This is a genomic window from Rhizobium sp. 05N49 (assembly GCF_056396805.1).
Genome location: NZ_JBFTME010000008.1, coordinates 162,303 through 183,069, shown reverse-complemented (window position 1 = coordinate 183,069; position 20,767 = coordinate 162,303). Strand labels below are relative to the sequence as shown.

Below are 20,767 nucleotides of genomic sequence, written 5' to 3'. Positions count from 1 at the left end.
CTGAAACAAACGAGGCCCGCTGTGAAACATTCCTGCATTCGCACGGCGCGATAGCTCAGCCTCTTCTTTTGTCTCAGACATCGAGGTGACTTTGATGCGTATTGTGTTTTCCGGACATACATTCCCGGACATGCCCGATTATCTAAAACGATCGCTTGCAGGCGAGCACGAAATACTTCTGTGGGATGGTGAACTCACAACTATGCCTTCCAAGATCGATGTCCTGATCCCGCGTGCTCAACGGATCGGAGCGGTCGAAATGGACCGCGGTAATGTGAAGTTCATACAACAATTCGGTGTTGGCCTTGATGGCGTTGACCTCGCCGCCGCGCGTTGCAGAAGAATCCCCGTCGCGAACGTTCCGGGAACCGGGGGGAACGCAGATTCCGTTGCCGAGCACGCAATTCTTCTGCTGCTGATGCTCTTGCGCCAATGCAATAAAGTTCGAGAAAATATCCGAGACGGAATTCTTGGAGCCCCCATCGGGACCGCGCTGGCAGGTCGTAGCGTTTGCTTGTACGGTCTTGGCGCTGTTGCGAAATCACTTGCGAAACGTCTCAAGGCGTTTGACGTTCGGTTGCTCGGCCTGACAAGAGCGCCCACCGCGGGAAAAGCATCCGAATATCACCTCGATCGGTGCTACTCCGCTGAAAATGCAGAAGCTTGCCTTTCACAGTCGGATATCCTGATCGTTTGCGTAAAACATACATCCGAAACGACAGGGCTTGTTCAAGAGCAGCATTTGCGATGGCTGCGTCCCGGTGCTGTCCTCATCAATATTGCCCGCGCCGGGCTAATCGACAGGAAGGGGCTTGAGGCCTGTATCGCAGACGGCCAACTGGGAGGAGTGGGCCTGGATGTATTCTGGACGGAACCCGCCGACGCGCTCGACCCTCTTCTTGCGCATCCAAATGTCATTATGACCCCGCATGTTGCCGGCATTACCGACAGATCCCTGGCCGACATCGCACGAGCGGTTGCGGAAAACATCGAGCGTTTTGCCGTGATGCGGCCCTTGCTGAACACAGTGGACTAACCCGGATCCCCGGCTTTCACCCGTCGGTTTCAGTTGAAACCAACGAGCCTCGCTTAGAAACCGGCCAGAAGTCCCGATGAGACAACGCTGCAATGCTCGGACCCGGCCCATGCCCATCGGACGAATATATTCGAGAATTGCGCCATCAGGCAAAGGACGAAGGTAGATGTCCAAACTTTCAAAAACCGAAGTAGTCACCTCTCACGGGGTCATTGCTGTAGAGGAGAACTCCGCACACGGCCCGAAAGTACTTTTTCTTCACGGTAACTCGACCTGTCGCGCGGTCTTTCGGAAGCAATTCATGGACGACATCCTCGAATCATACCATCTCATCGCGCTTGACTTGCCGGGCCACGGAGAATCCGGCGATGCGGTGGACCCGAAACGGACCTATTCGCGGCCAGGATTGGCGGATGCGTGTCTGGAGGTGATGGCGGCGATGGGCATCAGGAGCGCCGTTATCGTCGGTTGGTCGCTCGGCGGTCATATAGCCATCGAGATGCTATCCCGCTCGGCAGGAATCGACGGCATCATGGTGACCGGTACCCCGCCCGTCGGGGACAACATCGCCGAAGGATTTCGCCGCAGGCCGCTCGGCGGACTGGCCGGCGAGGCAGAGCTTACGTCGGAAGAGGCGGTCGAATTTGCACACGCCATCATGGGCCCCCATCTGGAGCCTTTCATCCCAAACACAATCAGGCGAACGGACAAACATTTTCGGCCCTTGCTCGTGAGCGGAGCCATGAAAGGCCAGGGCGCAAACCAGCGGGACGTGCTTTCTGCAACCAGCGTACCGACAGCAATCGTGAACGGCGCATTGGATGACATTGTCAACCTGGACTACGTCAAATCCGTCCCCTACGGAAATCTGTGGAACGACACATGCATCCGGATCCCACGCGCCTCGCACGCTCCCTTTTGGGAAGTTCCCGCCAGTTTTAACGCCCTGCTCAGGAACTTTCTCGATGATGTTCATCAATGACCGATGATGACAGAGGCCTTCATCCTGATGCTCGCGTACGGGCCGAAGTGCCGCAATCTGGCCAACACGGTCAGGAAACGGTCTCGAAGCTCCGCCGATGAGATGAAGCAATTTCGGCCGGACTGCTTCTGCTTTCGACGAACGCGCCGACGATATACCCCTTGATCACATTGCATCGCACGGAGATGAGGTCGCCGACATAAGGTATGCCGGGAAGGCATTAGCCGCTCCTTGGAAAGGCTTCCACTTCGGCGTGGCCATGTTAAAGTAGCGCTCTCCGACGAATTGCGGATATGGGGGAGCGATGCGATTTCTGATTGCGGTCATTGTCGTTGCCTCTGTTTTTGCCGGAAATGTGGCCTTCAACGACAGCACCACCTTTCTCGGCTATCCTTTGTTCTTCGTTTGGAACATTTTTAGCGTGGTGCTCATCACCTGCGGAATGGGGCTCATTTTCGTTTTGGACCCCAAAAATAGGCGGAGCGCAAATCCGGACGCCTGAAGTTTCGCTCCCTGACAGGCCCGACGCGGTTCATGGCATGCATCTCGCAACGGTTGGCTTGCCGTAAATGGCTTCGAATGCATCGGGCTTGCATGCGGCACCGGCAAAAGCGTGGAACCAATCTTCACGCTGCATGTTCGAACACCTGATGGGTTGCGGAATGAGTAATAGGGAGGTCACATGCCGGCAAGCGAACTGGATGAAGTCCTGACGAAGCTACCGCTACGCATCGGCGTATACGTTCCCGACGACCTGCTGGAGGATTGGTTTGCGCCTGGCACCGGAATGAACCCCGTGAGAAGCAAGGCGCTCGATGCAGCGGCCGCCTATGGCAGAGCATTCGAATGCGAGTTCAAGCACTACCCCGACCGCAAGGAAGGCGTCTTCTGGAAATGGGTGCCTGCGATCTGACGGTGATCGGTGGGAGTAAGCAAATCATGACCCGTTGGGCTGCTTGAGGCGTCGTTCGCGCGACCGAGCGCTTTTCCTTGCCTCACGCGGTTCGTCGAGCGTCGGCTGCCACCAGCCGCGCGATCTCTCAGTGTCTCCGGTCGGGGTTCTTGACGGCCAGGTATGTACAAGTTCGTCCAGGGTCGGGTTTCTCCATAATGCCCAGACCGCCTCCCCCGAGGAAGGATAGAACTCCTGCGCAATTTCGGGATCGACAATTTCGCCCGTGACCTCGACGATCAGGACAATTCCGTATGCATTTGTGGAGACAGATCTCCCGGGCGGCGGCGGATCGTTGCCTGCAACCGGCAGCCTGTGTCGACGTCGCTCGGCCGCACGCCGTCGTCTATCTGCTTCCTCCTGCGTCCCTTTTCGCGCAGCCGCGCGTTTTCGTCTTTCGTCCGGCTCATTGCGCAGCGCGGCCTCTTCGATGGTCCTCCAACGTCGCAGAAGTTCGTCATAGGACGAAAAGGGGACAAGCCAGGCGCGCTTCGCACTCTCCCATCTTGCAAACGGGACTTGCCGGAGTTCCTCCACCGCCGTCCGAGAATAAGGCGTGCGTATCCAAAAGCCAATGTCGCCCACGTTCAGGTAGGGACTGAGAATAGGCTCGAAATTATATGCGTCGCGCCCCCTCTCATCCGCGAAGGGCTCGGTTCGGGATGCTTCGCGCGCAAGCCATCGGTCGATACGGCGCCGCGCCGTACGTCCGGGCACGAACCAGGCCTTTTTCTCCTCGCTCCAGCGCGCACGCGGGAACGTCTCCCGGAACCGTTGCGCTGTCATCCTGTCGAAGGGAAAGGACACTGCCTCGCCCGTCGTCGCATCGTCCATTCTTCGATCTTCATCGTTGCTCATTGGAGGTCTTTCCGCTCCAAGCAAAACGCAGAAGCGACCCGTGAGGTTCGCGATGACCGTTATCGTTTGAATCTGGGGGTTCGGAGACCTCGCCGCGATTGCAGCGATCCATTTTTCAAGCTGCCGCTGGATCGAGAAAAAAGCGCTGGCGAAAAGGACTTACCGTCGTTTCTACCTTCCCGCCCTTCCCGTCGAGAGATGGGACGCCTGTTGGGCGATTATTCCCAAAACTGTTGCATCGAGCGGAGGCCGAACTGAGTCGTCAAGAAAATGAGAACTCCGACGGCCCCGATATAGTAAAGGCCGGACAGCTGGAACATCTCCACGACCTCTAAGGACACGAGCCCTGAAACGGCTCCGATCACAACCGTCGCCAGCAGGGGCATTTCTCGCGATTGATCCACAGCGAGCACCTCCGTCATTCGATGGGAACGACTGGGCGGAGAATTGGTTCGCGCGCCGACCAGATTATGGCTACCAAATGGTTTCCAGAAGGATTGGGTGGGCCTTGTCCAGATAACTCGCCGTCGTCTCGGCTGCTCAGCGAGGCCAACTTCCTGTCTGGCTGCCACGACGTGAAATAACAACTGCCCAAAAGCGTTGTCACGATGTCGGCAAACTGCTCCTGGAATGGATCTGCTACGCCGCACCAATTGAACTTTTCGTTGATGAGATCGGTTCTCTGGAGGTGGACTGAAAACGGTGATGGAGGAAAGCATGGCTCGTCACGGCGGCTGCTTGTGTGGCGCAGTTCGATATCAGGTGGAGGGAGAGCCCTATCGCATCGGCCTTTGTCACTGCGCTGATTGTCGAAAGGAAAGCGGATCCTCCTTCACAACCTTCGCCCACTGGCCGCGTGAAGCATTCTCTTTTTCTGGCGTTACCAGGATCTATAAGGGCCGCAGCTTCTGCCCTCTGTGCGGAGGCAGGCTGTTCTGCCTGAATGAACAGGATGTCGAGATCCGCCTGGGCTCACTCGACGATGCGCCTGCCCGGCTCTTCCCTGATATCGAGGTTTGGACGAAGAGGCGCGAACCCTGGCTGCACGCGATAGAGGGAGCGACCCAGCATGTGGAAGACACGCCTAGCAGGGAGAGCGACCGAACGGGTTCCTAGTTCGACGCGTCTGGGTCGGGCGATACATTCGCTCTGCTTGCGTTGGGCACGCCCGCCGCAGCACCTGAAAATTGCCTGCCAAAAGGAACCAAACACACCTTGGTGTGATAGCCTGTACAATACGCGAATGGTATATTTCCGCGGATAAATTCGTCCAGCTTGATACCGAGTAAGATCATGACGCGCGATCTGACCGATAAAGCCTTGGTTCACATTGTCGATGACGACGAATCTGTAAGATACACGCTCTGTCAACTTCTGCGGTCGGTTGGTTTACACGCCCGCACCTACGGATCCGTCACCGAACTTACAAGCCAACCTTTGCCCGACAAACCGGGTTGCCTGGTGCTGGATGTTCGCCTCCCCGGAGTGAGTGGCTTGGAATTCCAAGGGCAACTCAATGATCTTGGCATCTTCCTCCCTGTCATCTTCATGACCGGCCACGGCGATATTCCGATGTCGGTACGTGCCATGAAAGCGGGAGCCGTCGACTTCCTGCCCAAGCCTTTTCGAGATCAGGACATGCTGGACGCCATAAGCTCGGCAATTGGCCGTGACCATGACCGACGCGCGAACACGGATCAGGCTGCGGATATCTATGATCGGTTCACACGCCTTACGCCGCGCGAGCAGGAAGTGATGATGTTCGCAACGTCTGGAAAGATGAACAAGCAAACAGCTGGTTACCTGGGTATCAGCATAGTCACGGTCAAAATCCATCGCCGCGCTGCGATGACGAAGATGGAGGCTCGAACACTCCCGGATCTCGTGCGTATGGCCGACATGGTCAGGCCAATGCTCGGCATAGGCTACAGGCAATAAGCCGGCGCAGGACGGGCGCCCATAAGTCGAAACAGAAAAAGGATTTCACGAGTGGTAGCGGTAACGTTGGTCGGAATTGTTGACGACGATCGATCACTGTGCTCGTCACTCGTCCGTCTTGTTCGTTCGATGGGATACGACGCGCGTGGCTTCGAATCCGCTGAGGAATTCATGAGATCCAGCACGCTCGACGAGTGCTCCTGCCTCATCACAGATGTCCAGATGCCTGGTATCAGCGGCATCGAGTTGACGAAATTCATGACTGTTCAACGCTCGACCGTGCCCGTCATCGTCGTTACCGCTCATGCGGAGCCTGGCCTGGAAGACAGCGCCCTTGCAAACGGGGCGTCCTATTTCCTGAGGAAACCCATCGATGGCGACCTCTTGGCCGCCAACCTCTCGAAGGTGATAACCTCTCAGGTGGCCTGCGGTTGATCGGACGCGAACGCTGCTCTCAAGCTGGTACGATAGGCAAGTTGACCGAGAAGCAGGCGCCGCCGATGCTGCTGACGGTATCTGCGGTTATTTCCCCTCCGTGAGCTTCCACGATGGACTTGCATATTCGCAGGCCCATTCCCATTCCGGTCTCCTTCGTGGTGAAAAAGCTTTCAAAAAGCCGACTGGCCTGACCGGGATTGATCCCTGCTCCATTGTCCTCGACGGTGAATACCGCCCTATTGCGAGCGGAGGTCCCTGACCGCACGACGATGTGTGGGTTGCTCCGTTGGGGACGTGGGGCTTGAAGTGCGTTTATCGCCAGGTTCACGATGACCTGGTGCACCTGTGTGCGGTCCCCAGCTATGACGAGTGGCTGCCGCGATTTCTCATGGGTCACGATTGCGGAACGTGCCTGGATCTCGTGGCGTAAGAACTGCAGCGCTTCCTGTATGACCTCGTCCAAGTCGAGTTGCGTCCGCTCCGGAGGCTTCCCGTTCGCCATTGCTCGAATTCGGCCGATGAGTTCGGCTGCCCGCTTGGCATCATGCAACATCGAGGTCAGAGAATCTCGCACTTCGTCAAGGTCGGGCTTCGGACGGTTTATCCATCGCAATCCGGCTGCCCCGGCGTTGGCGATTGCGGCCAGCGGCTGATTGATTTCGTGAGCTATCGACGCCGTCAACTCGCCAAGGACAGACAAACGGGCGGCGTGCGCGAATTCCGCCTGAACCTGCTGTAGGCGTCGTTCAGCCTCGACCCGGGCGGAGATGTCAAGGACACCGACAAGGCTGGTATCAGGGTCTTTGGAGAGACCAACGCGCGCTGTTGTGAAAAGCACGTCTACGATACGTCCGTCGAGCGTCACCATCTTGGTTTCTTCTTCGAAGTTGGTATTCCCTCGATAACGGGACACCATTGCGCGTCGGAAGGTCGCTGAGCTCTCTTCAAAGGTGCCGACAACGGACTTGCCTTTGAACTCGTCCGCCCCACGGCCACCGAACATCTGGACGCCACGTTCATTTGCTTCCTCGAAAATCATAGCTTCCATGCATGACCTCAGGAATGCGGGGTTCTCGTCGAAATAGGTGTCCAGATCCGTCACGCCCTCGGATCTGAGCTGCTTGAACTGGGCAACCAGATTGCTGGCGTTAAGCTGCCATAGCGCGATGGGCATCCGGTCGAACAAATAGCGGTACCGCTGCTCGCTCTTTTCCAGCTTCGCATAGGCCTCTTTCTGAGCGGTGATATCCATGACTGCGCCGACGAATTGGGGACTGTTCTTGCTGCCGAAGTCACATCGGGCAACCACGCGAACATGTTTCACATCCCCATTTGGCATCAGAAGACGATGCTCATGTCGAAAGTCGCGCCGATCGGCATGGGCTTTGACAAGAAGATCTCGAACAACAGGCAGATCGTCCGGATGCGTCCGCTCCAGGACAAGAGCCATTGATGGCCTTGCTCCTTCTTCCACGCCAAATATTCGAAAGGTCTCGGCCGACCAAAAAAGCTCGCCAGTCGAGAGGTTCCACCCGAAGCTTCCTGTGTTGCTGAGCTTCTGCGCCTCAGCAAGATAGGCCGCCTGGCTCCTGTTCAGCTCGCCTTCAGTACGTTTGCGCTCACTGATATCGGTATTGCATTCCAGCGTCCCGACACTGTTCCTGCGATCTTCGAGCCGGTGTGACCACCGACTGGAAACTGAGATCCGCCTGCCGGTGCGGGTCGTGCGGATCAACTCGCCTTCCCAACGCCCTGAACGACGTAATGCATCGTTTATCTCGAGAAGCGATACCTGAAACCTTGTTTTCAGAAGTTCGTGGGCGACCTTTCCTATGGCCTCGTGACGGGACCATCCATACAGCTCTTCCGCGCCACGGTTCCAATACGTGATGATGTCGTCGGCATCGCGGACAAACACGGCGTCACTTGTCAGATCGAGTAAGCTTGCCTGTTCACGCTCCGACACGCCCAAGCTGCGAACCAGTCTGATAAGGCATGCGGCAAAAAGCGAAGACAGGAGAAAGACAATCAATGTCGCGAGGTCGTGCCTGCTGCCGATGATGAACGTGTGCAGCGGGCCAACAAACCAGAAGTTCAAGCATCCGACAGCAAGAACCGAAAAGAAGACCGATGAAATGCAGCTGTCGAATAGCGCGAGGAATATAACGACCAATAGGAGTACAAGCGCAGCAGGCGTCAAGTTGAAGCCAAGAGCTGCGCAAGCCAGGCTGAACAGGCCTATAGCCGCACCTCCTAATAGCCAGAACGCAAGAAGCCAGCGATGGCGCTCAATCCGTCCGGCTGCCAGCAGCGGCACTGCGCGGCGTCGAAACAGTTCAAGAGTGCTCACGACACCACCATCGTTGCGCACCAACGCATTGCCGCTACCGGTACGAAAGCCATCCACTGCCCTGTGAACATGTCGCTCTCCCTCGATAAACTGCTCCCGTCGCATGACGGTATCGAACGAAGTCAATGACATCAGGGGATGTCGTATACGAGTTTAGTATTGTGAATCGTTGTGAACGCCCTTCGCTGTGTTAACCCCGGGCTCGATTACTCGACAGATGCAGGAGCGAGCTAAAGGCTTGTGATGGTTGCTCCGTCAACGATCGCTAGCGCCTTTTCGTTAGTCGCACCGCGCAAAAGGTAACCCCGATGAGATATTTTGAGTGCGGCGGAGGTGTGCTGTTCCACCATGAGCACGGCGACCCCTGATCGGTTAATCGCCTGGATCTGATCAAGAATGCGCTCGACAAACCGGGGGGCCAGGCCCGCCGTGGGTTCGTCCAGCAGCAAAATCCTCGGCCTTGGCATCAAGGCCCGCGCCAGTGCGAGTATTTGACGTTCACCCCCGGAGAGACTTCCCGCCTTTTGGCGGCGCCGTTCTGCCAGTGCGGGGAAACGAGAGTATAATTCTTCGCGGCGAGGGCGAAGGGCTATGTCGGATCGCGACCTGAGGCCAATCTCGAGGTTCTCGTCCACGGAAAGCGATTCAAACACATTGTCGCTCTGGGGGACATAACCCATTCCGCGCTTCACGAACTCGCTGGGCGCCATGCCTTCTACAAACGTCGAATCTAGCCTGATGCTGCCACTACGCAGCCGGGCCAACCCTATCAAAGCCTTTAGAAGAGTTGATTTGCCGGCACCGTTGGACCCGACAACTGCCACGATCTCATCATGGGAGACAGTCAGGCTGATATTATTCAAGATGTCAGGATCAGCCTCATAGCCGACTGTCAATTTCTCGGCGACGAGGAGCTCCGTCATCACAGCGACCCGAATTGCAGGTCGCCCATGTAGGCGTCGATGACCCGTGGGTCCGAGGAGACGGCTTCCGGGGTGCCTGAGGCAATCACACAGGCTTCAACCATCACCAAGACATGATGAGCGTAGGTCATGACCGCCTCGAGATCATGCTCGATAAATAAAAACGTGGTCTTCGACCGGCCCTGTAGGGAAATTATCGTTTCGAAAATCGTTGATCGTAACCCTTCGTTCATTCCGCTCATTGGTTCGTCAAGCAGGACCATGGACGGCTCGGTCATCAACACCTGAGCGAGGTTGAGAAGCTTTTTTTGACCGGCAGACAACGTGCCGGCATATTGATCCGCCTTCTTTTCAAGCCTCAGTTTCTCCAGCATTCCTTCGGCGGCGGCGCGTCCGATCGTTTCCCGATCACGGACGGATCGCGGCGCGACGAAGAGTGACGCCAAATGCTCTCCCGGTTGTCCCGGACATGCCACCATCAAGTTCTCGATCACGGTCATTCCAGAGAAAACTCGCGGAAATTGAAAGGACCGTGCCAAGCCGAGACGCGCAATACGATGGGGCGGCAGGCCCACGATACTCTGCTGGTTGAAAAGAATTTTGCCCTCATCTGCCCGGGAATGTCCGGTGATCAGATCGAACAGCGTGGTTTTCCCCGCGCCATTCGGGCCAATGAGCGCTGTCACAGATCCACGCTGAATGTCGAAGTTTACATTCGAGACGGCCCAACGTCCGCTGAAAGCTTTGGAGATACCTGCTACTCGCAAGATGGGCATATCAGTAGTCATGGTCGCGTGCCCGTCCTCTTCTGTTGCCCAAGAAACCATGGGGGTAAACGCGACTTAGGACGATCAGCAAAAATCCAACCACCAAGAAGCGGAGAGACGCCTGTTCGGTCGCGGAGAGCGACGTCTCGATGAGCCGTGACCCCTCCATCAGCGTCCAGAACACCACGCTTCCCAACATTATTCCCCAGTAGTTTCCGAGGCCCCCAATAAGCAGGATGACAAACCCGAAAAACGTAAAGGTCGGGTCAAAGATGCCTGGATATAAATATGTCACATCGAGAGCGATGAAGAATCCGGCCACCGCGGCGAGTGCTGCGCCTATTGCCAAAGATTGCATCCTGAACCACAGGGTGTTTTTTCCCAACGCGGCGATCGCTGTCTCGTCATCGCGAATGCCACGGAGGACCCTGGACCACGGCGTCCGTTCGAGCATCTTCATCAGTCCCGTTAGTGCCGCGAACGTGATCCACACAAACAGCAAGAGAGGGATTTGCTTGTATTCACCAAGACCGATCCCTGAGAATAATGAAGTGATCCACTCACTGGCCGATCGCCATTCCACATCGAAACCGATCAGGCCCTGGTTGCCGCCGCTGAAGTCAGTGTTTTGCAGGATGTGCCGAACGATCTCGGCAAATGCGATCGTCACGATTGCGAACTGATCCGGCCCGAGCCTGCTCGTTGACCATCCAATTACCATCGCGACAACGGCAGATAAAACCAGAGACGCCGAAAATGCCAACCATAGGGAAAACCCGGCTTCGGCGACCAGTATCCCTGCCCCGTAGGCACCGATTGCCATAAACCCTGCTTGGCCGAAATTCAGCAGACCCGTGAATCCGGTGTTAAGCTGGAGCCCGAGCGTGAGTATTCCGTAGATGCCCGCGATCACCCCGACATTGATCCAGAAATCCACGCTCATGGGCGGCGCTGCGCGCGAGCGAAGATGCCACGAGGTACAGCAAGGAGCATGAGAACCAGGAAAACCAGAGCCACGAGAGGCTTCCATTTTGCGCCGAGCAACAAAGCAGACCACTCCTGCGAGAGGCCAATCACCAAGCCCCCGAGCATTGCGCCGTAGATATTGCCAATTCCGCCAAGCGTGGCCGCGGCAAACAAGCTGAGCAACAAGGTCAGACCGAAATTTGGATTGAAACTTCCGACAGCTGTCGCATAGACAATGCCGGCGGCGCCAGCCAGCAGGCCCGACAAGAGCGATGTGAGATCTATGGTGTGCCCGACACCGATACCGCAAACTTCGGCAAGCAGACGATTGTCAGAAACCGCCCGCATCGTCTTCATCGCACCACTGATCCACAGGCCTATTGCAAGCATCGACAAAGCTGCCAGGGCCATGACGAAACCGAGCGCCTGTTGGGTCCCCACGCGAAAAGGCCCTAAAACCATCGTCGACAGGACGTCAATATCGAACGATCGTGACTCGCTGCCGCCAAAAAACTGAATCGTGAAGCGAATGAGAAAGCTTAATCCTATTGCGGACAAGAAGCATTGAAGTGTGCTTGCGCCAGCATTCCGTAATGGGCGCCAAACGAGTTTTTCGGCCAGAATCGAGAGAAGCGCTGTCCCCAAGATGGCCAGCAGCACCGACAGCGGCAGTGGCATACCCAGCGCGGTGAACATCAACGTGAAGTATGCCCCAGCCACGAGAAAATCACCGTATGCGAGGTTCACGAGTTTCATGACGCCCATTATGAGCGTCAGCCCCATTGCACCGAGGCCGACGTAGCTACCAGTTACAAATCCGTTGATCGTCGCTTGCGAGACTTTCACGGTTCCAAAAAATGCAATCAAGCAGAGGAAGATAAAGAAGAGAGATACCAGCAGTTTCGCCGGTTTCGGCACTCCCGTGAAGTAGGCTTGCGCGGTAGCTGACACTCTCAAGCCTCGGCCACTCCTCCGGTTCGTCAAAGCTTACCTCACGTCGATTTGCCTGACCGTCACCTGCTCGCCGTTCCGATACTGGAATATATCATAAAGACCGCTCGTGGGATCTCCGTTCGGCGCAAAGCGAAATGCTCCCGACACCCCGATATAATCAATCGGTCTTCCCGCCGCGGCATCCTTCACGGCCTCCGCCAATGTCTCAAGGGTGAATTGCCTCGCCCCTTCCCTTGTCACCTCTCGGACCTTTTGGCGAATGAGCTCTGGATCGGTTGCACCAGCCTCAATGGCCGAAAGAACACAGAGAATGCCCGCATCGAACACGTTCGCCGCATAGGAACCGGCTTCCGCCCCTCCCGCCTGCCGCCAAAGTTCGTTGAATAATCGGTATGCCGGGGTTCCACGGGGGGATCCGCCGGCAACGCCGTAAGCCCCGTTGATGGCCCGCGCCGGAATGCTCTTGGGCACTCTGGCGAAAGACAACGCATCCGCAACAAACAGTTTGTTTGGGTCGAATTTACCGCTGCGGACGAGTGCTGCCCCGAGCCTCGCGTAAGTGTCGGGATAATCGATGACGACGTAGGCGTCGGGATTTTCGTCGAAAAGTTGAGCAGCCTCGGAATCGAAGGCTTGCTGCGTGGGATCGAATGCGATGCTCGAGACAATCGTTCCACCGCTTGCCTCCCAATCCGATCTGAACGTGCGAGACAGAGCGTCGCCGTATGGCTCGTTTCGAAAGAGGATCGCAACCCTCTTGCGGGCACCGACATAGGTCTCGATTGCCCGGACCAACGCCTTCGACTGGAGGTCATCCGGTGCGAGTGTGCGGAAAATCGTTCCGCCGTCTTCGACAGCGCGCAGCCGCGTGCTGGATGCCTGCGGCCACAACGTAATCCTTCGCTGTAATGTCACGCCGTTGAGGACGGCGATTGACTCGGGCGTGGTTGCCGGTCCGAGAATGCACGAGACGCCCTTGTCCACGAGCGTCCGCGCAGCAGAGACGGCCGCCTGAGGGTTTCCTTGAGAATCCGCGCTGACCAGATAGACCGAAAGATCAAGTCCGGCCTCCTTCGCAGCGATGTTACTCACCGACACCGCAAGTTTCGCTGCTTTTTCAACGGACGGCCCCATTTCCGACATCGGCCCCGATGCTTCAATCAACGCACCGATGAACATGTCTTTCGCATTGGCGATGCCCGCATCAACGGACACTAGGGCGACGCCCACCAGACAGCCTATGAAAATCGCGGCTTTGGGAAACAAACTCATCAGGAGAGCCCATTTTGTGTCCGAAACGCGATTAAAATCCAACGCTTTCAAAATATCAATGCAGGTCAAGTCCTGCGGAACTGCCTGGCATGTCCCATGGACAAACGGCAGCATTCGGTTTCTAATCGCTGCCAATCAAGCTCGTGACCCAACAGGCCCGATGAGACGAGCACCTGGGTTAAGCGATCGGCAAAAGCGATGTCTGCCGGCGTCTGACAGACGGGGCCGACGAATGCAGGCCTCTAAGTGGACTTTGAGCGGAGACGCTCCTCTCATTCATTTATTGTGACCACATCGCAGCATTGAGATGCGGGCCTCAAAGAAAGGCCGCGGCAAGCTTTCTTTTACAGCTGTATTGCCGACCTCACCCGGTCGGGATGATCGCCGGCAACAGGATGTAATGGGGCCAACGAAATTGAAGCAGCTACAAAACGGATTTTTTATTCTTGTGATCGGTTGCGCTATAGCGGACGGTGACTCAGACACGCTGGGTAGAGACTTCCAGGACGGTTGTCATGTGGAATGAGAGCGATCCGGACACCAGCAAGGGTCTCTATTTCGGTCCGTTTCAATTAATCGCCTCCGAACGTTTGCTGGCTAAGAACGGCAAACAGGTTGCAATTGGCGGCCGTGCGCTTGATATCCTCATCGCGCTGACCCAGCGACCCGGCGAGATCTTGACGGGTGACGAGCTGACAAAGCTCGTCTGGAGGGGCCTCACGGTCGAAGAGTCGAACCTCAGGGTTCACATCGCCTCCCTGAGAAAGGCCTTGGCAGACGGCGAGGACGACACACGCTATGTATTGAACGTAGCAGGGCGCGGATATACTTTCGCAGCACCAATCCGTCGAGGGCCGGTCACACCTGAGAGATCACCGACTGCTGAGACGAGCGAGCTGCGTTCTCAGAGCCTTCCCCATGCATTGCCATCTCTTTTTGGTCGAACAGAGACAGTGAATGTCCTGTCGCTGCTGGTTTTGTCACGCCGCTTTGTCACAGTCGTAGGTCCAGGAGGCATCGGAAAAACCACCGTCGCTGTGGCGGTCGCTCATTCGCTTCGCCAGGAATTCGAAGGGAGCGCGATTTATTTCGTTGATCTCACTCTGGTCCAAGATGCCCAGCAGGTTCCAAATGCAGTCGCCTCAGCTCTCGGCTGTTTTGTCCAAGGCCCTGAGGTAGAACCGTTCATCCTGGCGTTTGTATCCGGGAAGAAGATCCTCGTGGTGTTGGACAATTGTGAGCATGTCATTTCGGCCGCCGCAGCCCTTGCGGAACGCCTTTTCCATGCTGCGCCATCGCTCCATTTATTGGCCACCAGTCGTGAGGCGTTGCGCGTAGACGGTGAGAACGTGCACTTGCTTCTGCCTCTTGATACGCCGCGCGGCGAAGTGACAACGGCTTCCCAGGCCCTTGGCTCTCCTGCTGTCAAACTTTTCATGGAGAAAGCTGCATCTTCTGGGCATAGGTTGAGCCTTACTGACGCAGAGGCACCGACGGTCGCCAATATCTGCCGCCGCCTCGACGGCATCGCCCTGGCGATCGAGCTTGTCGCAAGCCGTGTCGGCACTTTCGGCATCCAGGGTACATTCGATCTCATGGGTAACGACGCCGAGCTCCAGTTGCAGGGGCGCCGCAATGCCGTGCCTCGTCACCAAACGCTTCAGGGTATGCTCGACTGGAGCTACAATCTCCTGTCCAACATTGAGCAGGAGGTGCTGAGCAGGCTTTCGATATTCGTCGGACAATTTACCTTTGAGGCTGCTATCGAAGTCGCCGGGTCCTCGGAAGACACAACCCGGACCACCAATGCCATTGCGAGCTTGGTGGACAAGTCTCTTATCTGGATATCGCCCGCCAACGGGATCGTCACGTATCGGCTTCTCGACACGACACGCGTTTATGCCGCCGCCAAACTTGCGGCCAGCGGCGAAACGGACGCGGTGGCGATGCGACACGCACAATATTTCGCCGACTTTTTGAAAATGCATGAAACCGATGATCTCGTTTCACATGGGCACAATGTCGAGGCATACGCGCCGCATATCGGCAATATCCGCCAGGCGTTGGGCTGGTGTTTTTCCAGTTCTGGAAGTGTCTGCATCGGCATTGAGCTCACGTCCCATGCCGCTCCCCTGTTCCTTGCATCTTTCCCGCTGCTCGCCGAATGCAGTAACTGGTGCAGCAAAGCGATGGCGGCACTTCTGCCGAGCGATCGGGGCCAACGAAGAGAACTCTACCTGCAGAAAGCACTCGCGCTTTCATCGATGTACCTGTGGGATGACAGCGAAAAAGTCAAAGCAGCTCTCGAACGTGGCCTGGAGCTTTCTGAAAAGCTTGGCGAGGATCGGCTTCAGCATTACCTGCTTCTCGGCTTGAATGTCTTCTTTACCCGTCGTGGCGAGTTTACGAAGGCCCTGGACGTCGCAAAGCGTGCTGCAGCCCTGTCGGAAAAATTTGGGGGGGTGGCGGAGAACGCAATGAGCGAATGGGCCCTGGCGGCGTCCCACCACGTTGCGGGAAATCAGTCCGCTGCTGTCATGCACGGTGAGCGCGGGTTTAGACTTGCTGTTAACACCGCCCCATCAGAATTTGTGTACTTTGGGTACGACTACCATGTCCGGGCGCTCGGCACATATGCTCGCTCGCTCTGGATCAGCGGCGCACAGACGAAGGGTATCGCAAAGGCACGCGAGGCGATCTCGCGCGTGATTAATTCATCGCACCCGGTGCTGTTTTGCGCGGTCCTCCTGGATTCCATTCCGGTTCTGCACTGGGGTGGCCAATCTGAAGAGGCGTTTTCGTTTTGCGAACAGGTTATTGCTCACGCCCTCAGATACTCGCTCCATGCGCAAAAAGCTGTCGGCCTTGCGCTACGTGGTGAGCTCATGATTGCGCGCGGTGAGGTCGAACCAGGCGTCAACATGCTACGCGATGCGCTGAAGACAATGGGCGATAATCAATATCACGTGCAGACACTGGCGACACGGCGTGCGCTCGCCGAAGGCCTGAGACGGCTAGGTGATTACGACGAGGCATTGTTCATGATCAACGACGCCCTAAACCAGGCCGATCAGGCAAGCGCCACACTTTGGCTGCCAGCCCTACTGCACGCAAAAGGCGAAGTGCTAATGGCAATTTCGACACCTTCCGCCGAAGCAGAAGCTTGCCTCACCCGTTCCATCGAGATTGCTCGCCGGCAGAATGCTTTGAGCTGGGAACTAGGAGCAGCGACCTCGCTCGCTCGCATCTGGGCCCAAAAAGGAAAATCCGTGGAGGCAAAGTCTCTTATTCTAGCTGTGCATTCCCGGTTCAACGGCGACGTTGAGGCTTGGGAAGTCAGCTCGGCACGCCAGCTGCTCGACGAACTCCGGTAACATCCGTGCGCCTCGATTTGGGATCGCTTCGCCGCAGCGCTTCGGACCTTCACAACGATTCACAAATCTAAACTCGTATTTCCCGGTATAGGTGTGTTCCATGCGAGAGAACGGGAGATCTCGTGCTTCCGACCGGCCATTTGATGGAGGCGCGACGAATGCTCTCGGGATATACAGTTCCGCTGACGCCGGACGGTAAGTCCTCACTGACCCCGCCGCCACCTTGGCACTATTCCGGCGATTGCATCGCCGTCGAATACTGGGCGGATCCCGCCGCTGTCGCGGCCCTACTTCCTATGGGTCTGACGCCGGACGACGAATCGGAGGGGCGCACGTTCTTCTGGTTTCTCGACTGGCAGTTCACAGGTTCGAACGACGAGCACACGGACCCAGCCCGCTATCAGTATCGCGAGGCGTTCATCCTCGTGGAAGCACGTCTCGAAGGCCGGCCAGTCAATTTTTGTCCTTTCATCTTTGTCGATAACGATGCGGCGATCGCACGCGGCTGGATTCAGGGTTATCCCAAGAAACTTGGCAGCATCTATCAAACAAGGAGCTTTTCTGCGCCGGGTGCCGCCGCCTGCCCGCTTGAACCGGGAAGCCGTTTCGGCGCGAGTGTTTCATCTCACGGAGAGCGAATGGCAACAGCTCGGATCGAACTCCGGGAAAAGGTGATGGACCCGGCAAAGGTGTTCAATCGGCCGACCACGATACGGAGATATTTCCCATCGCTGAGCGCCAGCCAGCAGGGCAGGCCCGCGGTCGATGAATTGACGCTGTCGCTGATGGACAATCTTACGTTTTCGGATTTCTGGACGGGGTCCGCAGAACTTTCGATACCCCATGTCGAGGGTGAGGATATGGATGCCCTGGCGCCGCGAGAGGTGGGGCGAGGATTTCGCTTCGGCATGTCGTACTCGGTCTCCGATCTTCCGATACTCAAGGACTATCTGGCTTAGGGGGCTCGCTGCACCTGCTGGTGGTGCGGTGCGACCATGTCGTCGCACGGCACCTGGCGAATTCGTGCACACAAGCGGACGCCCCCCATGGATGTCTGGTCCGGAACCGGTTCCCAGAGCGGCCGAAAGGCTATGTCGTCCTCCTTGTCCTTTGCATGCAATGGTCGTGCCCGTCCTACACCTAGGTGTGATTCTCGAACGGGACCATCGAAGCTAGTTTTTATGCGGAGAAAACAGCCTACCCAATCACATGCCCATTTCACGACCCACGTAGCGACGCTGTTTGATGCCGTTGTCGGTGACTGCAGCAAGGCGTGATCGGACTTCTGCAACGGAATTCCAGTTCAGTCGCATGACTTACTTTTTGTGCTCGCAAGATGCCGAGCCCTGTCTCAATGCAACCACACAGGAAGCCATAGCCATGAAACAGCTCAAGACCTATGTCACCCTTGCAGCCACCCTTCCATTCATCGCGCTGGCGGCGCCCGCGAGCGCTGAACCGCTCAAGAATATCGTTCTGGTGCACGGCGCCTGGGTGGATGGCTCTGGTTGGAAACCCGTCTACGAAATCCTGACCAAGGAGGGTTTCAACGTCACGATGGCTCAGGAGCCCGAGACGTCCTTCGCGGACGACGTGGCTGCAACCAAGCGCGTTCTCGACCTTCAGGACGGCCCGACACTTCTCGTCGGTCACAGCTACGGCGGCTCGATCATCACCGAGGCGGGCGTCCACCCGAACGTGACTGCGCTGGTTTACGTCGCCGCACACGCACCCGATGTCGGCGAAGACGAAGGCACCCTTGGAAAGAAAACTCCAAGCGTCCTGGCCAAGACCGAAGGCGCAATCAAGAAGACGCCTGACGGCTATACGTACCTGAACCCGGTCGACTTCCCGAAGCTCTTCGCTCCGGACATGCCAAGAGGGCAGGCAGAATTCGAGGCCCGGTCGCAGGTGCTTGCGGCAGCCGAAGTGTTCACCACACCGCTGACTGCAGCGGCATGGAAAACGAAGCCGAGTTGGGCAATCGTCGCGGGGAATGACCAGATCATCAACCCGGATCTGGAGCGCTGGTACTACGAAAGAGCGAAGAGCCGCACGATCGAGATCAAGGGAGCAAGCCACTCCGTATACGAATCCCATCCCCGGCAAGTGGCAGAGGTGATCATCCGAGCTGCCCGCGAGGCTGAGCAAGACGCCTCGACCGCCAAGAAGTAACGCGCCTTGCCATATAGCCGCAACCGCTCGCCCACAGATGCGGAGACATTCCTCCGCACGCAGATCCCAATCGGTCAAATCGAAACCGCGCGGTTGTCGACCAACTGACAAGCAGGAGCCCAGAAGACGATGAACTGGCAACGACACCGCGAAGAGCACCTTGCCCGCATCAAGGCGGGAAGTGCTCTGGCGAAGGGAAAAATCGTCGAGGCACGTGATGCGACCCGGCTGTTGGAGGCGGTGGTCCGTCCTGGCGATCGCGTGTGCCTTGAGGGTGACAATCAGAAGCAGGCTGATTTGCTCAGCAGCGCGTTGCTGGCCGTCGACCGAACAAAGGTCAACAACCTTCACATGGTACAGTCCGGCGTGGTTCTTCCCAGCCATCTCGATCTGTTCGACCACGGCATCGCCAAGCGGCTCGATTACGCCTACTCAGGTCCCCAATCCGCACGCATTGCGAAAATGTTGTTCGGCGGCAAGATCGAACTGGGCGCGGTTCACACCTATCTCGAACTTTTTGCCAGGTATTTTATCGATCTCACGCCCAATGTCGCGTTGATCGCCGCAGTCAGCGCTGATCGCGACGGCAACCTCTATACGGGACCGAACACGGAAGACACGCCCACCGTCGTCGAAGCGACCGCCTTCAAGGACGGGGTCGTAATCGCCCAGGTCAACGAGATTGTCGATAGGATCCCCCGTGTCGATATCCCCGGAGATCGCATTGATTTCGTCGTCGAAGCCGACAAGCCGTTTTTTGTGGAACCCCTGTTTACGCGCGATCCAGGCGCTATCACGGAAACGCAGATCCTCACGGCCATGATGGCCATTAAAGGGATCTATGCGCCATACGGCGTGAAACGTCTCAACCACGGGATCGGGTTCAGTACTGCCGCGATCGAACTCCTTCTTCCCACATTCGCAGACAAGCTCGGACTTAAGGGCAAGATCGCATCCCACTTTGCTTTGAACCCCCACCCCGCGTTGATTCCGGCGATTGAATCGGGCTGGGTCCAACAGATCCACTCGTTCGGTTCGGAAGTGGGGATGGACGACTACATCCGCGCCCGACCCGATGTCTACTTCACCGGAGCCGACGGTTCCCTGCGTTCTAACAGGGCTTTTAGCCAGGTAGCTGGTCTCTATGCCTGCGATATGTTCATCGGCTCGACACTTCAGATCGACCTCGACGGCAACTCATCCACGATTACGACCCAACGTATCGCAGGCTTCGGCGGTGCGCCGAACATGGGTTCCGACCCGCGGGGTCGGCGTCATCCGAGCGAGCCATGGCTCCAAGCTGGCAAGGAAGCTGATCCCGATATCCCTGCACCATTGCGCCGCGGTCGCAAGCTCGTCGTTCAGATCGGTGAAACGTTTGGAGAAAAAAACGTCCCCCTGTTCGTCGAGAAGCTGGACGCGTTGGCCCTCGCTGAAAAACTCAAGCTCGATCTGGCGCCAGTCATGATCTACGGCGATGACGTGACGCATATTGTTACGGAGGAAGGCATAGCAAACCTCCTCCTGTGCCGGGATAGCCGGGAGCGTGAACAGGCCATCCGCGGAGTGGCAGGCTATACCGACGTCGGCCGCGCGCGCGACAAGAAGATGGTCCAGCACCTGAGGGAACGAGGCGTGATCCGACGCCCGGAAGATCTCGGCATCGACCTTCTCGACGTGGATCGAAATCTGCTGGCAGCTCGCTCCATCAAGGATCTCGTCCGATGGTCGGGCGGTCTTTATTCCCCTCCCTCGAAGTTTCGCAACTGGTGAAAGGAACAC

Annotated in this window: 17 protein-coding genes; 11 read left to right on the top strand and 6 right to left on the bottom strand. The window is 57.1% G+C overall.

Annotated elements, in window-relative coordinates; translation table 11 throughout:
• The first annotated feature begins 94 nt into the window (after window positions 1-94).
• The 7 genes from AC1DF8_RS17975 to AC1DF8_RS17945 all read left to right on the top strand — a co-directional run bounded on the left by AC1DF8_RS17975 (window position 95) and on the right by AC1DF8_RS17945 (window position 6,201).
• Window positions 95-1,036 carry an NAD(P)-dependent oxidoreductase gene (locus AC1DF8_RS17975; RefSeq protein WP_478154336.1) on the top strand — a complete coding sequence of 314 codons (942 nt, stop codon included), beginning with the start codon at window positions 95-97 and terminating at the stop codon, window positions 1,034-1,036.
• 166 nt (window positions 1,037-1,202) lie between these two features.
• Window positions 1,203-2,018, top strand: a complete 816-nt coding sequence (locus AC1DF8_RS17970) for an alpha/beta fold hydrolase (protein WP_478154335.1) — start codon at window positions 1,203-1,205, stop codon at window positions 2,016-2,018.
• Between the two features lie 304 nt (window positions 2,019-2,322).
• A complete protein-coding gene (locus tag AC1DF8_RS17965) occupies window positions 2,323-2,520 on the top strand; it encodes a hypothetical protein (protein ID WP_018114838.1) in 198 nt (65 codons plus the stop codon).
• Window positions 2,521-2,700: 180 nt separating this feature from the next.
• Window positions 2,701-2,931 (top strand): hypothetical protein, encoded by a 231-nt coding sequence (locus AC1DF8_RS17960; RefSeq protein ID WP_478154334.1) that lies wholly within the window; start codon window positions 2,701-2,703, stop codon window positions 2,929-2,931.
• Window positions 2,932-4,533: 1,602 nt separating this feature from the next.
• Window positions 4,534-4,944 carry a GFA family protein gene (locus AC1DF8_RS17955; RefSeq protein ID WP_478154333.1) on the top strand — a complete coding sequence of 137 codons (411 nt, stop codon included), beginning with the start codon at window positions 4,534-4,536 and terminating at the stop codon, window positions 4,942-4,944.
• Window positions 4,945-5,121: 177 nt separating this feature from the next.
• Window positions 5,122-5,766, top strand: a complete 645-nt coding sequence (locus AC1DF8_RS17950) for a response regulator transcription factor (protein ID WP_478154332.1) — start codon at window positions 5,122-5,124, stop codon at window positions 5,764-5,766.
• A 51-nt stretch (window positions 5,767-5,817) separates the two neighbouring features.
• Complete coding sequence (locus AC1DF8_RS17945) at window positions 5,818-6,201, top strand: response regulator (RefSeq protein ID WP_183886755.1); 384 nt, start codon at window positions 5,818-5,820, stop codon at window positions 6,199-6,201.
• A gap of 19 nt (window positions 6,202-6,220) precedes the next feature.
• Here AC1DF8_RS17945 and AC1DF8_RS17940 read toward each other — a convergent pair whose 3' ends face one another.
• The 6 genes from AC1DF8_RS17940 to AC1DF8_RS17915 form a co-directional block, all read right to left on the bottom strand.
• The gene (locus AC1DF8_RS17940) at window positions 6,221-8,686 is read right to left on the bottom strand and encodes a PAS domain S-box protein (RefSeq protein WP_478154331.1); all 2,466 of its coding nucleotides are present in this window, start codon (window positions 8,684-8,686) and stop codon (window positions 6,221-6,223) included.
• A gap of 98 nt (window positions 8,687-8,784) precedes the next feature.
• Window positions 8,785-9,477 carry an ABC transporter ATP-binding protein gene (locus AC1DF8_RS17935; protein ID WP_478154330.1) on the bottom strand — a complete coding sequence of 231 codons (693 nt, stop codon included), beginning with the start codon at window positions 9,475-9,477 and terminating at the stop codon, window positions 8,785-8,787.
• Window positions 9,477-10,265: an ABC transporter ATP-binding protein gene (locus AC1DF8_RS17930; protein WP_183879251.1), complete on the bottom strand. Its 789-nt coding sequence runs from the start codon at window positions 10,263-10,265 to the stop codon at window positions 9,477-9,479. The genes AC1DF8_RS17935 and AC1DF8_RS17930 overlap by 1 nt, the downstream gene beginning before the upstream one ends.
• Entirely contained in the window at window positions 10,255-11,187 is a 933-nt protein-coding gene (locus tag AC1DF8_RS17925) for a branched-chain amino acid ABC transporter permease (protein ID WP_183879253.1), read from the bottom strand. The genes AC1DF8_RS17930 and AC1DF8_RS17925 overlap by 11 nt, the downstream gene beginning before the upstream one ends.
• The gene (locus AC1DF8_RS17920; protein ID WP_478154329.1) at window positions 11,184-12,161 is read right to left on the bottom strand and encodes a branched-chain amino acid ABC transporter permease; all 978 of its coding nucleotides are present in this window, start codon (window positions 12,159-12,161) and stop codon (window positions 11,184-11,186) included. Before AC1DF8_RS17920 ends, AC1DF8_RS17925 begins: the two co-directional genes overlap by 4 nt.
• A 36-nt stretch (window positions 12,162-12,197) precedes the next feature.
• Window positions 12,198-13,550 (bottom strand): ABC transporter substrate-binding protein, encoded by a 1,353-nt coding sequence (locus AC1DF8_RS17915; protein ID WP_183879257.1) that lies wholly within the window; start codon window positions 13,548-13,550, stop codon window positions 12,198-12,200.
• A 401-nt stretch (window positions 13,551-13,951) separates the two neighbouring features.
• Here AC1DF8_RS17915 and AC1DF8_RS17910 point away from each other — a divergent pair, with 401 nt between their 5' ends.
• From AC1DF8_RS17910 to mdcA, 4 genes are all read left to right on the top strand, one after another.
• Window positions 13,952-16,810 carry an ATP-binding protein gene (locus tag AC1DF8_RS17910; protein ID WP_478154328.1) on the top strand — a complete coding sequence of 953 codons (2,859 nt, stop codon included), beginning with the start codon at window positions 13,952-13,954 and terminating at the stop codon, window positions 16,808-16,810.
• A gap of 122 nt (window positions 16,811-16,932) precedes the next feature.
• Window positions 16,933-17,769: an acetoacetate decarboxylase family protein gene (locus AC1DF8_RS17905; protein WP_312866510.1), complete on the top strand. Its 837-nt coding sequence runs from the start codon at window positions 16,933-16,935 to the stop codon at window positions 17,767-17,769.
• A 421-nt stretch (window positions 17,770-18,190) separates the two neighbouring features.
• Window positions 18,191-18,985 carry an alpha/beta hydrolase gene (locus tag AC1DF8_RS17900; protein WP_113013739.1) on the top strand — a complete coding sequence of 265 codons (795 nt, stop codon included), beginning with the start codon at window positions 18,191-18,193 and terminating at the stop codon, window positions 18,983-18,985.
• Between the two features lie 129 nt (window positions 18,986-19,114).
• The gene (gene mdcA, locus AC1DF8_RS17895; protein ID WP_112542137.1) at window positions 19,115-20,758 is read left to right on the top strand and encodes a malonate decarboxylase subunit alpha; all 1,644 of its coding nucleotides are present in this window, start codon (window positions 19,115-19,117) and stop codon (window positions 20,756-20,758) included.
• The last annotated feature ends 9 nt before the right edge of the window (window positions 20,759-20,767 follow it).

Coding starts and splice junctions, on each gene's coding strand:
- AC1DF8_RS17950 (WP_478154332.1), top strand. CDS start 5,122: ATGACGCGCGATCTGACCGATAAAGCCTTGGTTCACATTGTCGATGAC.
- AC1DF8_RS17955 (WP_478154333.1), top strand. CDS start 4,534: ATGGAGGAAAGCATGGCTCGTCACGGCGGCTGCTTGTGTGGCGCAGTT.
- AC1DF8_RS17925 (WP_183879253.1), bottom strand. CDS start 11,187: ATGAGCGTGGATTTCTGGATCAATGTCGGGGTGATCGCGGGCATCTAC.
- AC1DF8_RS17930 (WP_183879251.1), bottom strand. CDS start 10,265: ATGACTACTGATATGCCCATCTTGCGAGTAGCAGGTATCTCCAAAGCT.
- AC1DF8_RS17970 (WP_478154335.1), top strand. CDS start 1,203: ATGTCCAAACTTTCAAAAACCGAAGTAGTCACCTCTCACGGGGTCATT.
- AC1DF8_RS17935 (WP_478154330.1), bottom strand. CDS start 9,477: ATGACGGAGCTCCTCGTCGCCGAGAAATTGACAGTCGGCTATGAGGCT.
- mdcA (WP_112542137.1), top strand. CDS start 19,115: ATGAACTGGCAACGACACCGCGAAGAGCACCTTGCCCGCATCAAGGCG.
- AC1DF8_RS17965 (WP_018114838.1), top strand. CDS start 2,323: ATGCGATTTCTGATTGCGGTCATTGTCGTTGCCTCTGTTTTTGCCGGA.
- AC1DF8_RS17940 (WP_478154331.1), bottom strand. CDS start 8,686: ATGTCATTGACTTCGTTCGATACCGTCATGCGACGGGAGCAGTTTATC.
- AC1DF8_RS17900 (WP_113013739.1), top strand. CDS start 18,191: ATGAAACAGCTCAAGACCTATGTCACCCTTGCAGCCACCCTTCCATTC.
- AC1DF8_RS17975 (WP_478154336.1), top strand. CDS start 95: ATGCGTATTGTGTTTTCCGGACATACATTCCCGGACATGCCCGATTAT.
- AC1DF8_RS17915 (WP_183879257.1), bottom strand. CDS start 13,550: ATGCTGCCGTTTGTCCATGGGACATGCCAGGCAGTTCCGCAGGACTTG.
- AC1DF8_RS17960 (WP_478154334.1), top strand. CDS start 2,701: ATGCCGGCAAGCGAACTGGATGAAGTCCTGACGAAGCTACCGCTACGC.
- AC1DF8_RS17910 (WP_478154328.1), top strand. CDS start 13,952: ATGTGGAATGAGAGCGATCCGGACACCAGCAAGGGTCTCTATTTCGGT.